The following is a 17,503-nucleotide window of genomic DNA, read 5'->3' as shown; positions in this document are numbered from 1 at the left end:
GCCGCGACCGGCGCCTGCTCCTCCCCGGCCCGGGCACCCGCCCTTAGGACAGGTGGCCCGCCTTCTCCATCTGCCGCAGCTCCCGCTTCAGGTCCCCGAGCTCGTCGCGCAACCGCGCCGCCAGCTCGAACTTCAGCTCGCCGGCAGCCTGGAGCATCTGGTCGTTGAGGTCGGAGATGATCGTCTCCAGCTCGTTGGCGCCCGCGGCCGCCTTGCCCTCGCGTCGGAGGTTCGGCGTGGGCGACCGCTTGCCGCCTCCGCGTCCCTCGAGCATCTTCTTCGTGTCCTCGCCCTCGCGGGCGAGGATCTCCGTGATGTCCGCGATGCGCTTGCGCAGCGGGGTGGGGTCGATGCCGTGCTCGAGGTTGTACGCGACCTGCTTCTCGCGCCGACGGTCGGTCTCCTCGATGGCGCGCTTCATGCTGTCCGTCAGCACGTCCGCGTACATGTGCACCTCGCCCGAGACGTTGCGCGCCGCGCGGCCGATGGTCTGGATGAGCGACGTCGACGACCGGAGGAACCCCTCCTTGTCGGCGTCGAGGATGGCGACGAGCGAGACCTCGGGGAGGTCGAGCCCCTCGCGCAGGAGGTTGATGCCGACCAGCACGTCGTAGATGCCCGCGCGCAGCTCCGAGAGGAGCTCGACGCGTCGCAGCGTGTCCACGTCCGAGTGGAGGTAGCGCACGCGCACGCCCGCCTCGGCGAAGTAGTCGGTGAGCTCCTCCGCCATCTTCTTGGTGAGCGTGGTGACGAGGATGCGCTCGTCCTTCTCGACGCGGACGCGGATCTGCTCCAGCAGGTCGTCGATCTGGCCCTTCGTGGGCTTGACCACGATGGCGGGGTCGATGAGCCCGGTGGGGCGGATGATCTGCTCCACCACGCCGTCGCCCATGCCGAGCTCGTACTTGCCGGGCGTCGCGGACATGTACACGGTCTGGCCGACGCGCTCGGTGAACTCGTTCCACTTCAGCGGCCGGTTGTCGAGCGCGCTCGGGAGACGGAAGCCGTGCTCCACGAGCGTGCGCTTGCGCGACGAGTCGCCCTCGAACATGGCGCCGATCTGCGGCACCGTGACGTGGGACTCGTCGATGACCACGAGGAAGTCGTCCGGGAAGTAGTCGAGGAGGCAGTGCGGGGCCTCCCCCGCGTCGCGCCCGTCGATGTGGCGCGAGTAGTTCTCGATGCCGGAGCAGAAGCCGATCTGCTGCATCATCTCGATGTCGAAGTTGGTGCGCATCCGCAGGCGCTGCGCCTCGAGGAGCTTGCCCTCGCGCTCGAGCACCGCCAGGCGCTCCTCCAGCTCCTGCTGGATGGTGCCGATGGCACGCTGCATGACCTCGGTCTCCGCCACGTAGTGCGAGCCGGGGAAGACGGACACCGAGTCCATCTTGCGGACCACGTCGCCCGTGAGGGGGTGCAGCGTGTAGAGCGCCTCGATCTCGTCGCCGAACATCTCGATGCGGATGGCCAGCTCCTCGTACATCGGGATGATCTCGATGGTGTCGCCCCGCACGCGGAAGTTGCCGCGCGAGAAGTCGACGTCGTTGCGCTGGTACTGCATGGAGACGAACTTGCGGATGAGCGTGTCGCGGTTGATCTGCATGCCCACCTGCAGGGCCACCATCGCGTTCATGTACTGCTCCGGCTGCCCGAGGCCGTAGATGCAGGACACGGTGCTCACGACCACCACGTCCCGACGGCTGAGCAGCGAGTTCGTGGTGGAGTGCCGCAGGCGCTCGACCTCGGCGTTGACCGAGGAGTCCTTCTCGATGAACGTGTCCGTCTGCGGGACGTAGGCCTCGGGCTGGTAGTAGTCGTAGTAGGAGACGAAGTACTCGACCGCGTTGTCCGGCATGAGCTCGCGGAACTCCGTCGCCAGCTGCGCCGCGAGGGTCTTGTTGTGGGCGAGGATGAGCGTCGGCCGCTGGACCTTCTCGATGAGCCAGGCCGCCGTGGCGGACTTGCCGGTGCCGGTGGCGCCCAGGAGGACGATGTCGGGCTCGCCGGCGTTGACCCGACCCGCCAGCTCGGCGATGGCCGTGGGCTGGTCGCCGCTCGGGGAGTACTCGCTGACGACCTTGAACGGGCGCACGGACCGGGTGGGCTGCATGCCCCCGAGTCTACGAGCGGCCTCCGACACCGCCGGACAGGTTCGCCCACAGCCGATCGGTCTGCGCCAGGGTGCTCGCCAGCGAGACGCCGGAGTCGACGACGTCGTCGGCGACGGCGAGGCGCTCCGCGTCCGTGGCCTGCGCCGCGATGCGCCGCTCGGCCTCCTCGGCGGGCATGCCGCGGAGCTCGACCAGGCGCCGGATCCGCTCCTCGCGCGGCGCGTGGACCACCACGATCCGGTCGAACTCGTCGACGCGGCCGGACTCGACCAGCAGGGGGATGTCGTAGACGACGACCGCGTCCGGGTCCCGCTCCTCCGCCTCGGCCATCCGCCGGGCGGACAGCGCGCGGACCGCCGGATGCGTGATGGCCTCCAGGTCGCGCCGGGCGTCCGGGTCGCGGAACACGACGGCGCCGAGCGCGGGCCGGTCGAGCGAGCCGTCGGCGGCGATGACGTCCGGGCCGAAGCGGCGGGCGATCTCCGCCAGCGCCGGCGTGCCGGGCTCCACCACCTCGCGGGCCAGCCGGTCGGCGTCGATGCGCACGGCGCCGAGCTCCGCCAGCCGGTCGGCCACCACCGTCTTGCCCGCGGCGATGCCGCCCGTCAGTCCGATCCTCCGCATGCATCCAGCCTAGGTGCGCCCGGAGGAGCGGCGCGGCGCCAGGGGACGACGAAGGCGGCCCTCCCGGAAGGGAGGGCCGCCTCGTCATGGTGCGGGTGGTGCTACTTCGAGCTGGACAGCTTCTCGCGCAGGGCGGCGAGGCTCTCGTCGTCCGCCAGCGTGCCGGCGCCCGTCGAGTCGCTCGTGAAGCCGGGACCGGCGGACGTGATGCCCGTGTCGGCCGCCTCGGCCTCGGCTGCCGCCGCGACCTGCTTCTTGTGGGCCTCCCAGCGGGCCTGGGCTGCGGCGTACTGCTGCTCCCAGGTCTCGCGCTGCGACTCGAAGCCTTCCTTCCACTCGTTGGTCTCCGGGTCGAAGCCCTCGGGGTACTTGTAGTTCCCCTGGTCGTCGTACTCGGTGAGCATGCCGTAGAGGGCCGGGTCGAACTCGGTGCCCTCGGGGTCGACGCCGTCGTTGGCCTGCTTGAGGCTCAGCGAGATGCGGCGACGCTCGAGGTCGATGTCGATGACCTTGACGAACACCTCGTCGCCGACGGACACGACCTGCTCGGCGAGCTCGACGTGCTTGCCGGAGAGCTCCGAGATGTGCACGAGGCCCTCGATGCCCTCGGCCACGCGGACGAACGCACCGAACGGCACCAGCTTGGTGACCTTGCCGGGCGCGACCTGGCCGATGGCGTGCGTGCGGGCGAAGACCTGCCAGGGGTCCTCCTGCGTCGCCTTGAGCGACAGCGAGACGCGCTCGCGGTCCAGGTCGACCTCGAGGATCTCGACGGTCACCTCCTGACCCACCTCGACGACCTCGCTGGCGTGCTCGATGTGCTTCCAGCTGAGCTCGGAGACGTGCACGAGGCCGTCGACGCCGCCCAGGTCCACGAACGCACCGAAGTTGACGATCGAGGAGACCACGCCCTTGCGGACCTGGCCCTTCTGGAGGTTGTTGAGGAACGTGCTGCGGCTCTCGGACTGCGTCTGCTCGAGCAGGGCGCGGCGCGACAGGACCACGTTGTTGCGGTTCTTGTCGAGCTCGAGGATCTTGGCCTCGATCTCCTGGCCGAGGTACGGCGTGAGGTCGCGGACGCGGCGGAGCTCGATGAGCGAGGCCGGGAGGAAGCCGCGGAGGCCGATGTCCACGATGAGGCCGCCCTTGACGACCTCGATGACGGTGCCGGTGACGACGCCGTCGGACTCCTTGATCTTCTCCACGTCGCCCCACGCACGCTCGTACTGCGCGCGCTTCTTCGACAGGATCAGACGGCCTTCCTTGTCCTCCTTCTGGAGGACGAGGGCCTCGACGGTGTCGCCGACCTTGACGACCTCCGTGGGGTCGACGTCGTGCTTGATGGACAGCTCACGCGAGGGGATGACGCCCTCGGTCTTGTAGCCGACGTCGATCAGGACCTCGTCCCGATCGATCTTCACGACGGTGCCCTCGATGAGGTCCCCGTCGTTGAAGAACTTCAGTGTCTTCTCGACCGCGGCGAGGAAGTCCTCAGCAGATCCGATGTCGTTGATCGCGACCTGCTTGGGCGCCTTGTCGGTCGTTGCGATTGTCATGTAGTTAGTGCTCCAGGATGGGCATGAATAAGGCCGCGGACGCGGACCCGCGCGGGTACCGGTCGAGCGGCGGACGGATGGGTCGTCGCAGAACTGCGACAGTCGATCTTAGACCCGGCCCGGGAGGCGGGACAACCGCGCCGCGCGGGACGACCGCACCGCGCGGGACGACCGCGCCGCGCGGGACCGCCGCGCGGCGCCCACCCCCGGGATCAGCGGAGGACCGCGGCCCGCAGCGTGTCGAGGCCGACGCCGCCGACGTCGAGCGCCCGGCGGTGGAACTCGCGGATGTCGAAGGCGTCGCCCTCGCGGCGTCGCGTCTCGTCCCGGAGGTCCTCCCAGATGCGCTGGCCGACCTTGTAGGAGGGCGCCTGGCCCGGCCAGCCGAGGTACCGGTTCACCTCGAAGCGCACGAACGACGGGTCCATGTTGACGTTGCGGCCCATGAAGTCGAAGGCGTATCCCGCGTCCCACACCGCGTCGCCGTCGGGCACGCGCTTGCCGAGGTGGACGCCGATGTCGAGCACCACGCGCGCGGCGCGCATCCGCTGGCCGTCGAGCATGCCGAGCCGGTCGGCCGGGTCGTCGAGGTAGCCGAGCTCCTGCATGAGGCGCTCGGCGTACAGCGCCCAGCCCTCCGCGTGCCCGGAGGTGCCCGCGAAGCGGCGCCATGTGTTCAGCTCGGCCTTGTTGTAGGTGGCCTGCGCGATCTGCAGGTGATGCCCCGGGACGCCCTCGTGGTAGACGGTGGTGAGCTCGCGCCAGGTGTCGAACTCGGTGACGCCCTCGGGCACGGACCACCACATGCGGCCCGGCCGGCTGAAGTCGTCCGCGGGGCCGGAGTAGTAGATGCCGCCCTCCTGCGTGGGGGCGATCATGCACTCGAGGGCGCGGATCTCCTCGGGGATGTCGAAGTGCGTGCGTCCGAGCTCCTCGACGGCGCGGTCGCTCGTCTCCTGCATCCAGGCCCGGAGGGCGTCCGTGCCGTGGAGCTTGCGCGACGCGTCGCCGTCGAGGTGCGCGATGGCCTCCAGGACGCTCGCGCCGGGGAGGATCTCGCGGGCGATGGACTCCTGCTCCTCGACCATGCGGGCGAGCTCGCCCACGCCCCACTCGTACGTCTCGTCGAGGTCGACCTCCGCGCCGAGGAACGACCGGGAGCGCAGGGCGTACTGCTCACGGCCCACGGCGTCGGCGTCGCGTCCGGCGGGCTCGAGCTCGGAGCCGAGGAACGCCGCGAGGCGCTCGTAGGCGGAGCGGGCCTCCTCGGCGCGGGCGCCGAGGTCGCTCCGGAGGGACGCGCGCAGCTCGCCCGCGTCGGGTCGCGCCTCCTCCGCGAAGCCGCGGAAGAAGCCGTCGGGAGCGGCCTGGCGCTCGACCTGGCCCAGGACCTCGCGGATCTGGCGCTTCGCGGGCACCTGGCCGCGGCGCACGCCCTCCCGCAGGGTCTCGATGTAGCCGTCGACCGCGCCGGCGACGTTGCCGAGGCGCGTGGCGACGTGCGCCCAGTCGCCCTCGGTCGCGGTCGGCGAGATGTCGAACACCTCGCGGATGGCCTGGGCGGGCGAGGCGATGACGTTGAGGTCGGAGAGGTGGACGCCCGCGTCGTGCATCTCGACGTCGAGCTCGAGCTCGCGCGTCAGGTCCATGCGGGTGACCTCGTCCACCGCGTCGACCGGCCGTGCGGCGTGGAGCTGCCGGATGACGGACCGCGCCGCGTCCGCGTGGGCGGCGTGCCCGGCGGGCGAGTGGTCGCCGTACTCGCCCTCGCGTCCGGGCCGGCCGAGGTAGACGCGCTCCTCGGGGTGCAGGTCGAGGCTGGTGTCGATCCACCCCTCGGCGATGCGGTCGATGTCCGTCTGCGGTCGGGGGGCCCTCGGCGTCGTCGTCATCCCTCGACCGTACCGGCTCCCAGGAGGGACCGGACGGCGGCGGGATCGGTCGCCCCGCGCAGCTGCTCCGCGCGCACCGGGTCGAGCAGGATCTCCGCGAGTCGCGACAGCAGCGCGATGTGGCCCCCTCCTGTGGCGGCGATCCCGATGACGATGCGGACGTCGTGCCCGTCCCAGTCGACGCCGTCGGGCAGGCGGAGGAGGCTGATGGCGTCGGCCCGCACCAGGTCGCGGCCGGCCGCGAGCGTGCCGTGGGGGACGGCGACGCCCTCGCCCACGAAGGTGGACACGGATCGCTCCCGCTCCACCATGGCCTCGACGTACGCGGGCTCCACGGCGCCTGCCGCGACGAGCGCCTCACCGGCCTGGCGGATGGCGTCCTCCCGGTCGTCGGCGCGCGCGGCGAGCCGGATGGAGCCGTCCGCGAGGAGGTCGGAGAGTCGGGCCTGGGTCATGCGCTGGTGCTCCTCGTGCTGGGGGTGGACGGGTCGGAAGGGGCGCCGGCGGTCAGTGCGCGGCCGCGGCCCACGAGTCACCGCGGCCGACCTGCACCTCGAGCGGGACCCGTAGGTCCGCCGCGTGGGCCATGCGGTCGGTCACGATCGCCTCGAGGGCGTCCCACTCCCCGGCGGCGACCTCGAGGATGAGCTCGTCGTGGACCTGGAGCAGCATGCGCGACTCCATGCCGCGCTCGCGCATGTCGGCCTCGATGCGGATCATCGCGATCTTCATGATGTCGGCGGCCGAGCCCTGGATGGGCGCGTTGAGGGCCGCGCGCTCGGCGTTGTCGCGCAGCACCCGGTTCGGGCTGGTGAGGTCGGGGAACGGACGGCGGCGGCCGAAGATGGTCTCCGTGTAGCCGGCCGCGCGCGCCTCCTCCACCACCTGGCGGAGGTAGTCGCGCACGGAGCCGAAGCGGGCGAAGTAGTCGGTCATGAGCTGCTTGGCCTCGGACGACGCGATCCGCAGCTGCTTGGACAGCCCGAAGGCGCTCAGCCCGTACGCGAGGCCGTAGCTCATGGCCTTGACCTTGGTGCGCATCTCGGCGCTCACGTCGGCCGGCTCGACGCCGAAGATGCGGGATCCCACGAAGCGGTGCAGGTCCTCCCCCGCCGCGAACGCCTCGATGAGGCCCTCGTCGCCCGAGAGGTGCGCCATGATCCGCATCTCGATCTGCGAGTAGTCGGCCGTGAGCAGGGTCTCGAAGCCCTCGCCCACGCGGATGGCGCTGCGGATGCGGCGACCCTCCTCGGTGCGCACCGGGATGTTCTGCAGGTTCGGGTCGTTCGAGGAGATGCGGCCCGTGGTCGTGCCGGTCTGCACGTACGTGGTGTGGATCCGCTCGTCGTCCCCGATCCCGCGCTCGAGCGTCTGGATGATCTGCCGCAGCTTGCTGGCGTCCCGGTGCTCCAGCAGGAGATCGAGGAACGGGTGCGGGTTCGACGCCTGGAGGTCGGCGAGGGCCCCGGCGTCCGTCGAGAACCCCGTCTTGTTCGCTCGCGTCTTCGGCATGCCGAGCTGGTCGAAGAGGACCTCCTGCAGCTGCTTGGGCGAGCCGAGGTTGATCTCCTTGCCGATCTCCGCGAAGGCGCGCTGGGCCAGGTCGGTGATGCGCTCCTGCAGCTGCGCGCTGAGCTCGGCGAGCCCGGCGCGGTCCGTCGCGACCCCCCGCAGCTCCATCTCCACCAGCACGAGCAGGGTGGGCATCTCGATGTCGACGAGGACCCCGAGGGTGCGCTCGTCGAGCACCTCGCGGAGCGCGTGCTCGACGCGGAGCGTGTACCAGGCCTCGACCGGCGCCGTGAGGGCCTCGGTCTCGGGGACCAGCTGGTTGGCGTCCGGCTCGGGCAGGTCCTCGAGGAGGTAGCGGCTGACGAGCGCCGCCAGCGTCTTGTCGGTGAAGCCGGGCCGCAGCAGCCAGCCGGCGACGAGCACGTCGAAGGCGAGGCCGGAGAACGCGAGGCCGGCCCGGCGCATGGCCTTCACCTGCACCTTCGCGTCGGACATGACCTTCGGGGCGTCGCTCGAGAGCCACCGCTCGAAGGGGGCGTAGTCCGCCCGGCCCGGCTGCCAGGGCAGCGTGACGGCCTCCGTCGCGCTCGCGAGCCCGAACCCGACGGGCGCACCGTCCTGGGTCTCCACGGTGAGGCCGAGCCCGTGCGGGGACGCGGCGCTCTGCGTCGCGATCCACTTCTCGAGCTCCTCGTCGAGCAGCTGCTGGGCGCGGGGCGCCTGCGGGGCGGTCGACGGCTCCTGCTCCACCGCGCCGACGGGCGTGCCCTCGCTGGACGCGGAGGCGCCGGAGCCCTCGAGCTTCAGCACGCGCTCCAGGAGCTGCTTGAACTCCAGCACGGCGAAGACCTCGCGGAGCGCGGGCTCGTCGATGGGCTTGCGCTCGAGGTCCGCGGGGCCGAGCGGGAGCTCGACGTCGGTGAGCAGCCGGTTGAGCCGGCGGTTGCGGATGACGTTCTCGTACTGGGCGCGGAGGTTGTCGCCGACCTTGCCCGTGATCTCGTCCCGGTGCTCGATGACCGCGTCGAGCGACCCGAACTGGTTCAGCCACTTGACCGCGGTCTTCGGGCCGACCTTGTCGACGCCGATTAGGTTGTCGCTCGTCTCCCCCACGAGCGCCGCGATGTCCGGGTACATCTCCGGCTGCACGCCGTACTTCTCGAACACCTTCTCGGCGTCGTAGCGCGTGAGCTGGGAGACGCCCTGCGTGGACGGGTACAGGAGCGTGACGTCGTCGTTGACGAGCTGGATGGCGTCCCGGTCGCCGGAGACGACGAGCACGCGGTAGCCCTGCTCGGCACCCTGCCGCGCGAGGGTCGCGAGGATGTCGTCCGCCTCGTGGTCCTCCTTGGTGAGGGTGGGGATGTTCATGGTCTTCAGCGCCCGCTCGAGCAGCGGCACCTGGCCGGTGAACTCCGCCGGCGTCTCGCCGCGGGTGCCCTTGTACTCCGGGTACTCGCGCGTGCGGAACGAGAAGCGCGAGATGTCGAACGCGACGCCGACGTGCGTGGGCTTCTCCTTCTGCAGGAGGTTGATGAGCATCGCGATGAAGCCGTGGACGGCGTTCGTGTGCTGCCCCTCGCGGTTCTGGAAGCTCTCCGCCGGCAGGGCGTAGAAGGCCCGGAACGCCAGGGAATGGCCGTCGATGACGAGGAGGGTAGGCTTTTCCGTGTTCGGCACGGGCCCAGCCTATCGAGGGCTCCCGACCTCGGACCCGGCCTCGGAGGATCCCCATGACCCAGCCCGCACCCGAGGACCACGCCGCCGATCCGCGGCTCCGGCAGCCGCAGGACGTCGGCGCCCTGGCGCGGAAGATGGGCATCGTGGTCACCGAGCTGAGCGCCGAGCGCTCGGTCGCGACCATGCCCGCCGAGGGCAACACGCAGCCCTACGGCGTCGTGCACGGCGGCGCCTACGTCGTCCTCGCGGAGTCGCTGGGCTCGATGTCGGCGAACGTGCACGCGGGCCCGGACCGGGTCGCCTTCGGCATCGAGCTGAACGCGAGCCACACGCGCTCCGCGTCGACCGGCACCGTGACCGGCACGTGCACGGCGATCCACCTCGGGGGCACGCTCACCACGCACGAGATCGTGATGACCGACGACGAGGGCCGGCGGCTGTCGACCGTGCGGATCACGAACATCGTCCGGGAGCGCGGGCGGGCCTGAGCCCTCGTCGGCGGGAGCGCCGTCCTCGACCCGCGGTCCGCGGGACCGGGCGGCCGGGGGCCGCTAGGCCTTCTTGGCGCTGAGCTGCTCGATGATGGCCTGCGCCACGTCGTGCATGGTGAGCCGGCGGTCCATGGACGCCTTCTGGATCCAGCGGAACGCCTCGGGCTCGGTGAGGCCCATCTTCTCGTTGAGGAGGCCCTTCGCCCGGTCGACCAGCTTGCGGGTCTCGAAGCGCTCCACGAGGTCGGACACCTCGGCCTCGAGGGTGATGATCTGCGCGTAGCGCGCCAGCGCGATCTCGATCGCGGGGAGCAGGTCGTTGGGCGTGAAGGGCTTGACGACGTAGGCCAGCGCGCCGGCCTCGCCCGCGCGCTCCACGAGCTCCTTCTGGCTGAACGCCGTGAGGAGGACGACGGGGGCGATGTGGTTGCGGTTCAGCCGCTCCGCCGCGGAGATGCCGTCGAGCTGGGGCATCTTGACGTCCATGATGACGAGGTCCGGGCGCAGCTCCGTGGCCAGGGCGACGGCGGTCTCGCCGTCCCCGGCCTCGCCGACGACCTCGAAGCCGTTGTCGCGGAGGGTCTCCACGATGTCGAGGCGGATGAGCGACTCGTCCTCGGCGACGACGACACGACGGGGGGCTGCGGGGGCTGTTTCCTGGTCACTCACGGATAGGAGCCTACGGTATCGTCAGCCTGGCCGGTGCGCGCCGGATTGGCGGAATGGCAGACGCGGAGCACTCAAAATGCTCTGTCCGTGAGGGCGTGTGGGTTCGAGTCCCACATCCGGCACCGGGTCCCGCGGAGCACGCGCGGACGACATGCGGGAGGGCGGGCGACCACGTGGTCGCCCGCCCTCCCGTGCGTCCGGGCCGGGCTCCCGCCCGGCCCCGCCGACCTACTTCTCGTAGGCCGGAGCCGCCTCGTTCACGGCGTCGCCGACGACGTGGACGCGCAGCTCGTTGGTCGAGCCCGCGATGCCGGGAGGGGACCCGGCGATGACGACGACCTTCTGGCCGACCTCGGCGAGGCCCTCCGCGAGGAGCACGTCGTCCACCTGGTGGAACATCTGGTCGGTGTGCGTGACCGTGTCGACGAGGTACGTCTGCACGCCCCACGACAGCGCCAGGCGACGGCGGATGCCCTCGTTCGGCGTGAACGCGAGGATCGGGATGCCGTTGCGCAGCCGCGTCATGCGCCGCACCGAGTCGCCGGACTCCGTGAACACGCAGAGGAACTTGGCCTCCACGAACTCGGCGACCTCGGCCGCCGCGAGCGTGATGGCGCCGCCCTGCGTGAAGGGGCGCGTGCCGAGCTTCGGGATGCGCTCCAGCCCGTGCTCCTCGGTCGACTCGATGATGCGGGCCATGGTCTTGACCGTGACGACGGGGAACTCCCCGACGCTCGTCTCGCCGCTCAGCATGAGGGCGTCGGCGCCGTCGAGGACGGCGTTGGCGCAGTCGGAGGCCTCGGCGCGCGTGGGGCGGGGGCTCGTGATCATCGACTCGAGCATCTGGGTCGCGACGATGACGGGCTTGGCCTTGCGGCGGGCGAGCTCGACGGCGCGCTTCTGCACGATCGGCACGGCCTCGAGCGGGAGCTCGACGCCGAGGTCGCCGCGGGCGACCATGATGGCGTCGAACGCGTCGACGATCTCCTCGAGCGCGTCGACGGCCTGCGGCTTCTCGACCTTGGCGACGACGGGGACGCGGCGGCCCTCCTCGTCCATGATCTCGTGCACGCGCACGATGTCGGACGCGTCGCGCACGAAGCTCAGGGCGATGAGGTCGGCGCCGAGGCGGAGGCCCCAGCGGAGGTCGGCCTCGTCCTTGCCGGAGAGCGCGGGCACGTTGACCGCGACGCCCGGGAGGTTGATGCCCTTGTTGTTGCTGACGGCGCCGGCGACCTCGACCGTGGTCGTGACGCGCGTGCCGTCCGTGGAGACCACGCGGAGCGTGACCTTGCCGTCGTCGATGAGCAGCGGGTCGCCCGGCTTCACGTCGCCGGGGAGGCCCTTGTAGGTAGTCGAGCAGATGTCCTTCGTGCCGAGGATGTCCTCGATCGTGATGATGAAGGTGTCGCCGAAGGCCAGGTCGTGCGGTCCGTCGGAGAACTTGCCGAGGCGGATCTTCGGGCCCTGCAGGTCGACCAGGACCGCGACAGCGCGTCCCGCGTCGTCGGCGGCCTTGCGGATCGTGGAGTAGATGCCCTCGTGGACGTCGTAGGTGCCGTGGCTCAGGTTCATCCGCGCCACGTCCACGCCGGCGTCGATGATGGCTCGGATGCTCTCGTAGGAGCTGGTCGCGGGCCCGAGGGTCGCGACGATCTTCGCTCTTCTGGTCATGCTCTGTCTGTCTCGCGTTTCTGCGTCGCACACGGACGCGGTTCGGGTGAGTGGTCGCGCGCGCGGACGCGGCGACGGGGTCAGATGGAGAGAGCGCGATCCGTGGGACGGACCGGGAACGGGAGCTCCGTGTCCCCCTCAAGGTACCGGTCGACGGCGGAGGCCGCTGAACGCCCCTCGGCGATGGCCCACACGATGAGCGACTGGCCGCGGCCCGCGTCGCCCGCCACGAAGACGCCGGCCTGGTCGGTCTGGTAGTCCTCGCCGCGCGCGACGTTGCCGCGCTCGTCGAACGGGACCGTCAGCTGGGACGCGAGCGCCTCCTTCTCGGGACCCGTGAAGCCGAGCGCGAGGAGCACCAGGTCCGCGGGGATCTCGCGCTCGCTGCCCGACTTGGGCACGCGTCGCCCGTCCCGGAACTCGGTCTCCGCGACGCGGACGGCGCGGACGTGCCCGTCGTCGTCCTTCAGGAACTCGACGGTGGACGCCAGGTAGTGGCGCTCCCCGCCCTCCTCGTGCGCGCTCGACACCTCGAAGAGGGTCGGGTACGTGGGCCACGGCTGGTCGGCGCGGCGCTCCGACGGGGGCTGCTGGCCGATCGCGAGGTTCGTCACGGACGCCGCCTTCTGGCGGTGCGCCGTGCCGATGCAGTCGGCGCCGGTGTCCCCGCCGCCGAGGACGACGACGTGCTTGCCCTCCGCGTGGATCTGCTCGGGCACCTGGTCACCGGCCGTCGCGTGGTTCGACTGGCGGAGGTAGTCCATGGCGAAGTGCACGCCGTCGACGTCGCGGCCCGGGATGTCGAGGTCGCGGGGCACGAGCGCGCCCGTGCAGACCACGACCGCGTCGTAGCGCAGGCGCAGGTCGGACCAGGTGATGTCCTTCCCGATGTCGACGCCCGCGCGGAAGCGGGTGCCCTCGGCCGTCATCTGCGCGAGGCGCGCCTCGAGGTGGCGCTTCTCCATCTTGAAGTCCGGGATGCCGTAGCGCAGCAGCCCGCCGATGCGGTCGTCGCGCTCGAAGACCGCGACCGTGTGGCCGGCGCGCGTGAGCTGCTGCGCGGCGGCGAGGCCCGCGGGACCGGAGCCCACGACCGCGACGGTCTTGCCCGTGAGGCGCTCCGGGGGGTGCGGCTCGACCCAGCCGTTCTGGAAGGCGTCGTCGATGATCGACACCTCCACCTGCTTGATCGTCACGGGCGGCTGGTTGATGCCGAGCACGCACGAGCTCTCGCACGGAGCGGGGCACAGGCGGCCCGTGAACTCCGGGAAGTTGTTCGTGGCGTGCAGGCGCTCGATGGCCTGCCGGCCCTCGCCCCGCCACGTCAGGTCGTTCCACTCCGGGATGAGGTTCCCGAGCGGGCAGCCCTGATGGCAGAACGGGATGCCGCAGTCCATGCACCGGCCGGCCTGGCGCACGAGCTCGCCGCGCTCCTGCTGCTCGTACACCTCCTTCCAGTCCATGAGCCGCACCGAGACCGGGCGGCGCTTCGGGAGCTCGCGCTCCGTCACCTTGAGGAAGCCCTTGGGGTCAGCCACCGGTCACCTCCAGGATGCGCTTCCAGGCGACGTCGCCGTCGGGGTCGAGGCCCTCGTCCACCGCGGTCTGGCGGGTGGCGAGGACGGCCGCGTAGTCCCGCGGCAGGATCTTGGTGAAGCGGTGCATGGATGTCTCCGGGTCGGCGAGCAGGCGCTCGGCCACGGTCGAGCCGGTCTCGGCGAGGTGCCGGCGGAGGAGGTCGAGCACGATCTCGACGTCGGCGCTCCCGAGCGGGTGCAGCTCGAGCTCGCCCGACGCGAGGGCGTCGGTGTTGATGCGGTCCTCGGCGAGGTCGAGCACGTAGGCGGTGCCGCCCGACATGCCCGCGCCGATGTTGCGGCCGGTGCCGCCGAGCACGAGCGCGAGCCCGCCCGTCATGTACTCCAGCGCGTGGTCGCCGACGGCCTCGACGACCGCGGTGGCGCCGGAGTTGCGGACGAGGAACCGCTCCCCCACCATGCCGCGGATGAACATCGTCCCCTGGGTCGCCCCGTAGCCGATGACGTTGCCGGCGATGACGTTCTCCTCGGCGGGGAAGCCGGCCTTCGAGTCCGGACGCACGACGATGTCGCCGCCGGACAGGCCCTTGCCCAGGTAGTCGTTGCTGTCGCCGACGAGGCGCAGGGTGATGCCCGCGGGCATGAACGCGCCGAACGACTGGCCCGCGGACCCGCGGAGGGTCACGTCGATCGAGCCGGTGGGCAGGCCGTTCTCGCCGTGGGCCTTGGTGACCAGGTGGCCGAGCATGGTGCCGACCGCGCGCGCCGTGTTGCGGACGGGCAGGTCGATCTCGACGCGGCCGCCGTGGTCGAGGACGTCGCGGCTGAGGCGGATGAGCTCGTTGTCGAAGTGGTCCTCGAGCTCGTGGTCCTGCGACCGGGCGTGCTTCATCGGCTCGTCGTCGGCGAAGGCCGGACCGACCAGGATCGGCGACAGGTCGAGCCCGGACGCCTTCCAGTGGTCGATCGCGTCGCCGACGCCCAGCAGGTCGTTGCGGCCGACGATCTCGTCGAGCGAGCGGTAGCCGAGCGCGGCGAGGTGCTCGCGCACCTCCTGCGCGATGAACTCGAAGAAGTTGACGACGTGGTCGGCCTTGCCGGGGAAGCGCTTGCGCAGCTCCGGGTTCTGCGTGGCGACGCCCACGGGGCAGGTGTCGAGGTGGCAGACGCGCATCATGATGCAGCCCGAGACGACGAGGGGCGCGGTGGCGAAGCCGAACTCCTCCGCCCCGAGGAGCGCGCCGACGATGACATCCCGGCCGGACTTCATCTGGCCGTCCACCTGCACGACGACGCGGTCGCGCATGCCGTTGAGGCGGAGGGTCTGCTGCGTCTCCGCGAGACCCAGCTCCCACGGCGTCCCCGCGTGCTTGAGGGAGTTGACCGGGCTCGCGCCCGTGCCGCCGTCGTGGCCCGAGACGAGGATCACGTCGCTGAGCGCCTTCGCCACGCCCGCGGCGACCGCGCCGATGCCCGACTGGCTCACCAGCTTCGTGTGGATCCGGGCGGACGGGTTCGCGCGCTTGAGGTCGAAGATGAGCTGCTTGAGGTCCTCGATCGAGTAGATGTCGTGGTGCGGCGGGGGCGAGATGAGGCCGACGCCCGCGGTCGCGTGGCGGGTGCGCGCCACCCACGGGTAGACCTTCCCCGGGGGGAGCTGCCCGCCCTCGCCGGGCTTGGCGCCCTGCGCGAGCTTGATCTGGATGTCGTCGGCGTGCGTGAGGTACATGCTCGTGACGCCGAAGCGGCCGGACGCGACCTGCTTGATGGAGCTCCGGCGCTCGGGGTCGAGCAGGCGCTCCACGTTCTCGCCGCCCTCGCCCGTGTTGGACTTCGCCCCCAGCCGGTTCATCGCGATCGCCAGCGTCTCGTGCGCCTCCTCGGAGATCGAGCCGTAGCTCATGGCCCCCGTGGAGAAGCGCTTGACGATGTCGGAGATGGGCTCCACCTCGTCGAGCGGGACCGGCGGACGCGTGCCCGTGCGCAGCTGGAACATGCCCCGGAGGGTCATGAGGTCCTTCGACTGCGCGTCGACCATGGACGTGTACTCGCGGAAGATGTCGTACCGGCGCGTGCGCGTGGCGTGCTGCAGCCGGAAGATCGTGTCCGGGTTGAAGAGGTGCGGCGAGCCGTCGCGGCGCCACTGGTACTCGCCGCCCGTCTGCAGGCGCTCGTGCGACAGCACGGCCCCGTCCGTCGGGTAGGCGCTGCGGTGGCGTGCGGCGTTCTCCGCCGCGATGACGTCGATCCCGACGCCGCCGAGGCGCGTGGTGGTGCCCGAGAAGTACTGGTCGACGAGCTGCTGCGAGAGGCCGACGGCCTCGAAGCACTGCGCGCCGGCGTAGGAGGAGACCGTCGAGATGCCCATCTTGGACATGATCTTCAGCACGCCCTTGCCGAGGCCCTTGATGAGGTTACGGGTGGCCTTCTCCGGGGTGACGCCCGTGAGCATGCCGCTGCGGACCAGGTCCTCGCAGGACTCCATGGCCAGGTACGGGTTGACCGCCGAGGCGCCGTACCCGATGAGCAGCGCGATGTGGTGCACCTCGCGCACGTCGCCGGCCTCGACCACGATGCCGACCTTCATGCGGGTCTGCTTGCGGATGAGGTGGTGGTGCACGGCCGCGATCATGAGGAGCGACGGGATGGGCGCCAGGTCGCGGTTGGAGTCGCGGTCCGACAGGACGATGAACTGCGCCCCGTGGACGATGGCCCGGTCGACCTCGTCGCACATCGCGTCGATCCGCTTCTGCATGGCGAGCGGGCCGTCGTCGACGCGGTAGAGCCCGCTCACGATCGTGGTGGTGCGGCTGCCCGGCCGGTGGTCGATGTGGATGACCTTGGCGAGCTCGTCGTTGTCGATGACGGGGAAGTCGAGCACGACCTGCTTGGCGTGCTCCGGCCCCGCGTCGAGCAGGTTCCGCTGCGGGCCGAGGCCGAGGCGGAGGCTGGTCACGACCTCCTCGCGGATGGAGTCCAGCGGCGGGTTCGTGACCTGCGCGAACTGCTGCGTGAAGTAGTCGAACAGGAGTCGCGGGCGCTGCGACAGCACCGCGATGGGCGTGTCCGACCCCATGGCGCCCAGGGGCTCGGCGCCGACCTTCGCCATGGGCATGAGGAGCATCCGCACCTCCTCCTCCGTGTAGCCGAAGGTGCGCTGGCGGCGGACGACCGACGCGGGCGTGTGCACGATGTGCTCGCGCTCCGGGAGCTCGGCCAGGTGGATGCGGTTCTCGAGCCACTCGCCCCACGGCGCGCTCGCCGCGAGCTGGGACTTGATCTCGTCGTCCTCGATGATGCGGCCGGCCTCGGTGTCGACGAGGAACATCTTGCCCGGGCGGAGGCGGCCCTTGCGGGCGATGCGCGCCGGGTCGATCTCGAGGACGCCGATCTCGCTGCCGAGCACGACGAGGCCGTCGTGCGTGACGAGGTAGCGGCCCGGACGGAGCCCGTTGCGGTCCAGGGTCGCGCCGACGAGCGTGCCGTCGGTGAACGTGAGGGCGGCGGGCCCGTCCCACGGCTCCATGACCATCGAGTGGTACTCGTAGAAGTCGCGGCGGACGGGGTCGATGTCGCTCTGCTTCTCCCACGCCTCGGGGACCATCATCATCATCGCGTGGGGCAGGCTGCGACCGCTGAGGCTGAGGAGCTCGAGGACCTCGTCGAACGACGCGGAGTCGCTCGCGCCCGGGGTGACGATGGGCAGGAGCGGCCCGAGGTCGCCGAGCAGCTCCGACTCGAGCTGCGACTGGCGGG

General features: G+C 71.0%; 11 protein-coding genes and 1 tRNA gene. 2 read left to right on the top strand and 10 right to left on the bottom strand.

Going from position 1 to position 17,503, the window contains the following annotated elements:
* Window positions 1–43: 43 nt before the first annotated feature.
* The 6 genes from uvrB to polA all read right to left on the bottom strand — a co-directional run bounded on the left by uvrB (window position 44) and on the right by polA (window position 9,375).
* Entirely contained in the window at window positions 44–2,110 is a 2,067-nt protein-coding gene (uvrB, locus tag Q6969_RS00060; protein ID WP_094115995.1) for an excinuclease ABC subunit UvrB, read from the bottom strand.
* 10 nt (window positions 2,111–2,120) lie between these two features.
* Window positions 2,121–2,735: a dephospho-CoA kinase gene (gene coaE, locus Q6969_RS00055; RefSeq protein WP_317228629.1), complete on the bottom strand. Its 615-nt coding sequence runs from the start codon at window positions 2,733–2,735 to the stop codon at window positions 2,121–2,123.
* Between the two features lie 101 nt (window positions 2,736–2,836).
* Complete coding sequence (rpsA, locus tag Q6969_RS00050) at window positions 2,837–4,291, bottom strand: 30S ribosomal protein S1 (protein ID WP_012038440.1); 1,455 nt, start codon at window positions 4,289–4,291, stop codon at window positions 2,837–2,839.
* Between the two features lie 212 nt (window positions 4,292–4,503).
* Window positions 4,504–6,183 carry a DUF885 domain-containing protein gene (locus Q6969_RS00045; protein WP_317228628.1) on the bottom strand — a complete coding sequence of 560 codons (1,680 nt, stop codon included), beginning with the start codon at window positions 6,181–6,183 and terminating at the stop codon, window positions 4,504–4,506.
* Window positions 6,180–6,638 (bottom strand): PTS sugar transporter subunit IIA, encoded by a 459-nt coding sequence (locus Q6969_RS00040; protein ID WP_317228627.1) that lies wholly within the window; start codon window positions 6,636–6,638, stop codon window positions 6,180–6,182. Before Q6969_RS00040 ends, Q6969_RS00045 begins: the two co-directional genes overlap by 4 nt.
* Window positions 6,639–6,690: 52 nt before the next feature.
* The gene (gene polA / locus Q6969_RS00035; RefSeq protein WP_317228626.1) at window positions 6,691–9,375 is read right to left on the bottom strand and encodes a DNA polymerase I; all 2,685 of its coding nucleotides are present in this window, start codon (window positions 9,373–9,375) and stop codon (window positions 6,691–6,693) included.
* Window positions 9,376–9,428: 53 nt separating this feature from the next.
* Here polA and Q6969_RS00030 point away from each other — a divergent pair, with 53 nt between their 5' ends.
* Entirely contained in the window at window positions 9,429–9,863 is a 435-nt protein-coding gene (locus tag Q6969_RS00030; RefSeq protein WP_317228625.1) for a hotdog fold thioesterase, read from the top strand.
* Between the two features lie 63 nt (window positions 9,864–9,926).
* Here the strand turns inward: Q6969_RS00030 and Q6969_RS00025 are convergent, their stop codons facing one another.
* On the bottom strand, window positions 9,927–10,535 hold the full coding sequence (locus tag Q6969_RS00025; protein ID WP_015490426.1) for an ANTAR domain-containing response regulator: 609 nt from the start codon (window positions 10,533–10,535) through the stop codon (window positions 9,927–9,929).
* Window positions 10,536–10,574: 39 nt separating this feature from the next.
* Between Q6969_RS00025 and Q6969_RS00020 the strand changes: the two genes are divergently transcribed.
* A tRNA-Leu gene (locus tag Q6969_RS00020) sits at window positions 10,575–10,657 on the top strand.
* A 106-nt stretch (window positions 10,658–10,763) separates the two neighbouring features.
* On the opposite strand, the gene pyk is transcribed toward Q6969_RS00020, so the two are convergent.
* The 3 genes from pyk to gltB form a co-directional block, all read right to left on the bottom strand.
* The gene (gene pyk, locus Q6969_RS00015) at window positions 10,764–12,209 is read right to left on the bottom strand and encodes a pyruvate kinase (protein ID WP_317228624.1); all 1,446 of its coding nucleotides are present in this window, start codon (window positions 12,207–12,209) and stop codon (window positions 10,764–10,766) included.
* Between the two features lie 80 nt (window positions 12,210–12,289).
* A complete protein-coding gene (locus tag Q6969_RS00010) occupies window positions 12,290–13,747 on the bottom strand; it encodes a glutamate synthase subunit beta (protein WP_317228623.1) in 1,458 nt (485 codons plus the stop codon).
* Window positions 13,740–17,503, bottom strand: a 3,764-nt coding sequence (gene gltB / locus Q6969_RS00005; protein WP_317228622.1) for a glutamate synthase large subunit, incomplete at its 5' end; no start/stop codon positions are given. The genes Q6969_RS00010 and gltB, both read right to left, overlap by 8 nt.

Origin of the sequence: Clavibacter sp. MX14-G9D, from assembly GCF_032917815.1 — a bacterium.
Classification (GTDB): domain Bacteria; phylum Actinomycetota; class Actinomycetes; order Actinomycetales; family Microbacteriaceae; genus Clavibacter; species Clavibacter michiganensis_K.
This window is presented reverse-complemented; position numbering and strand designations above follow the sequence as displayed.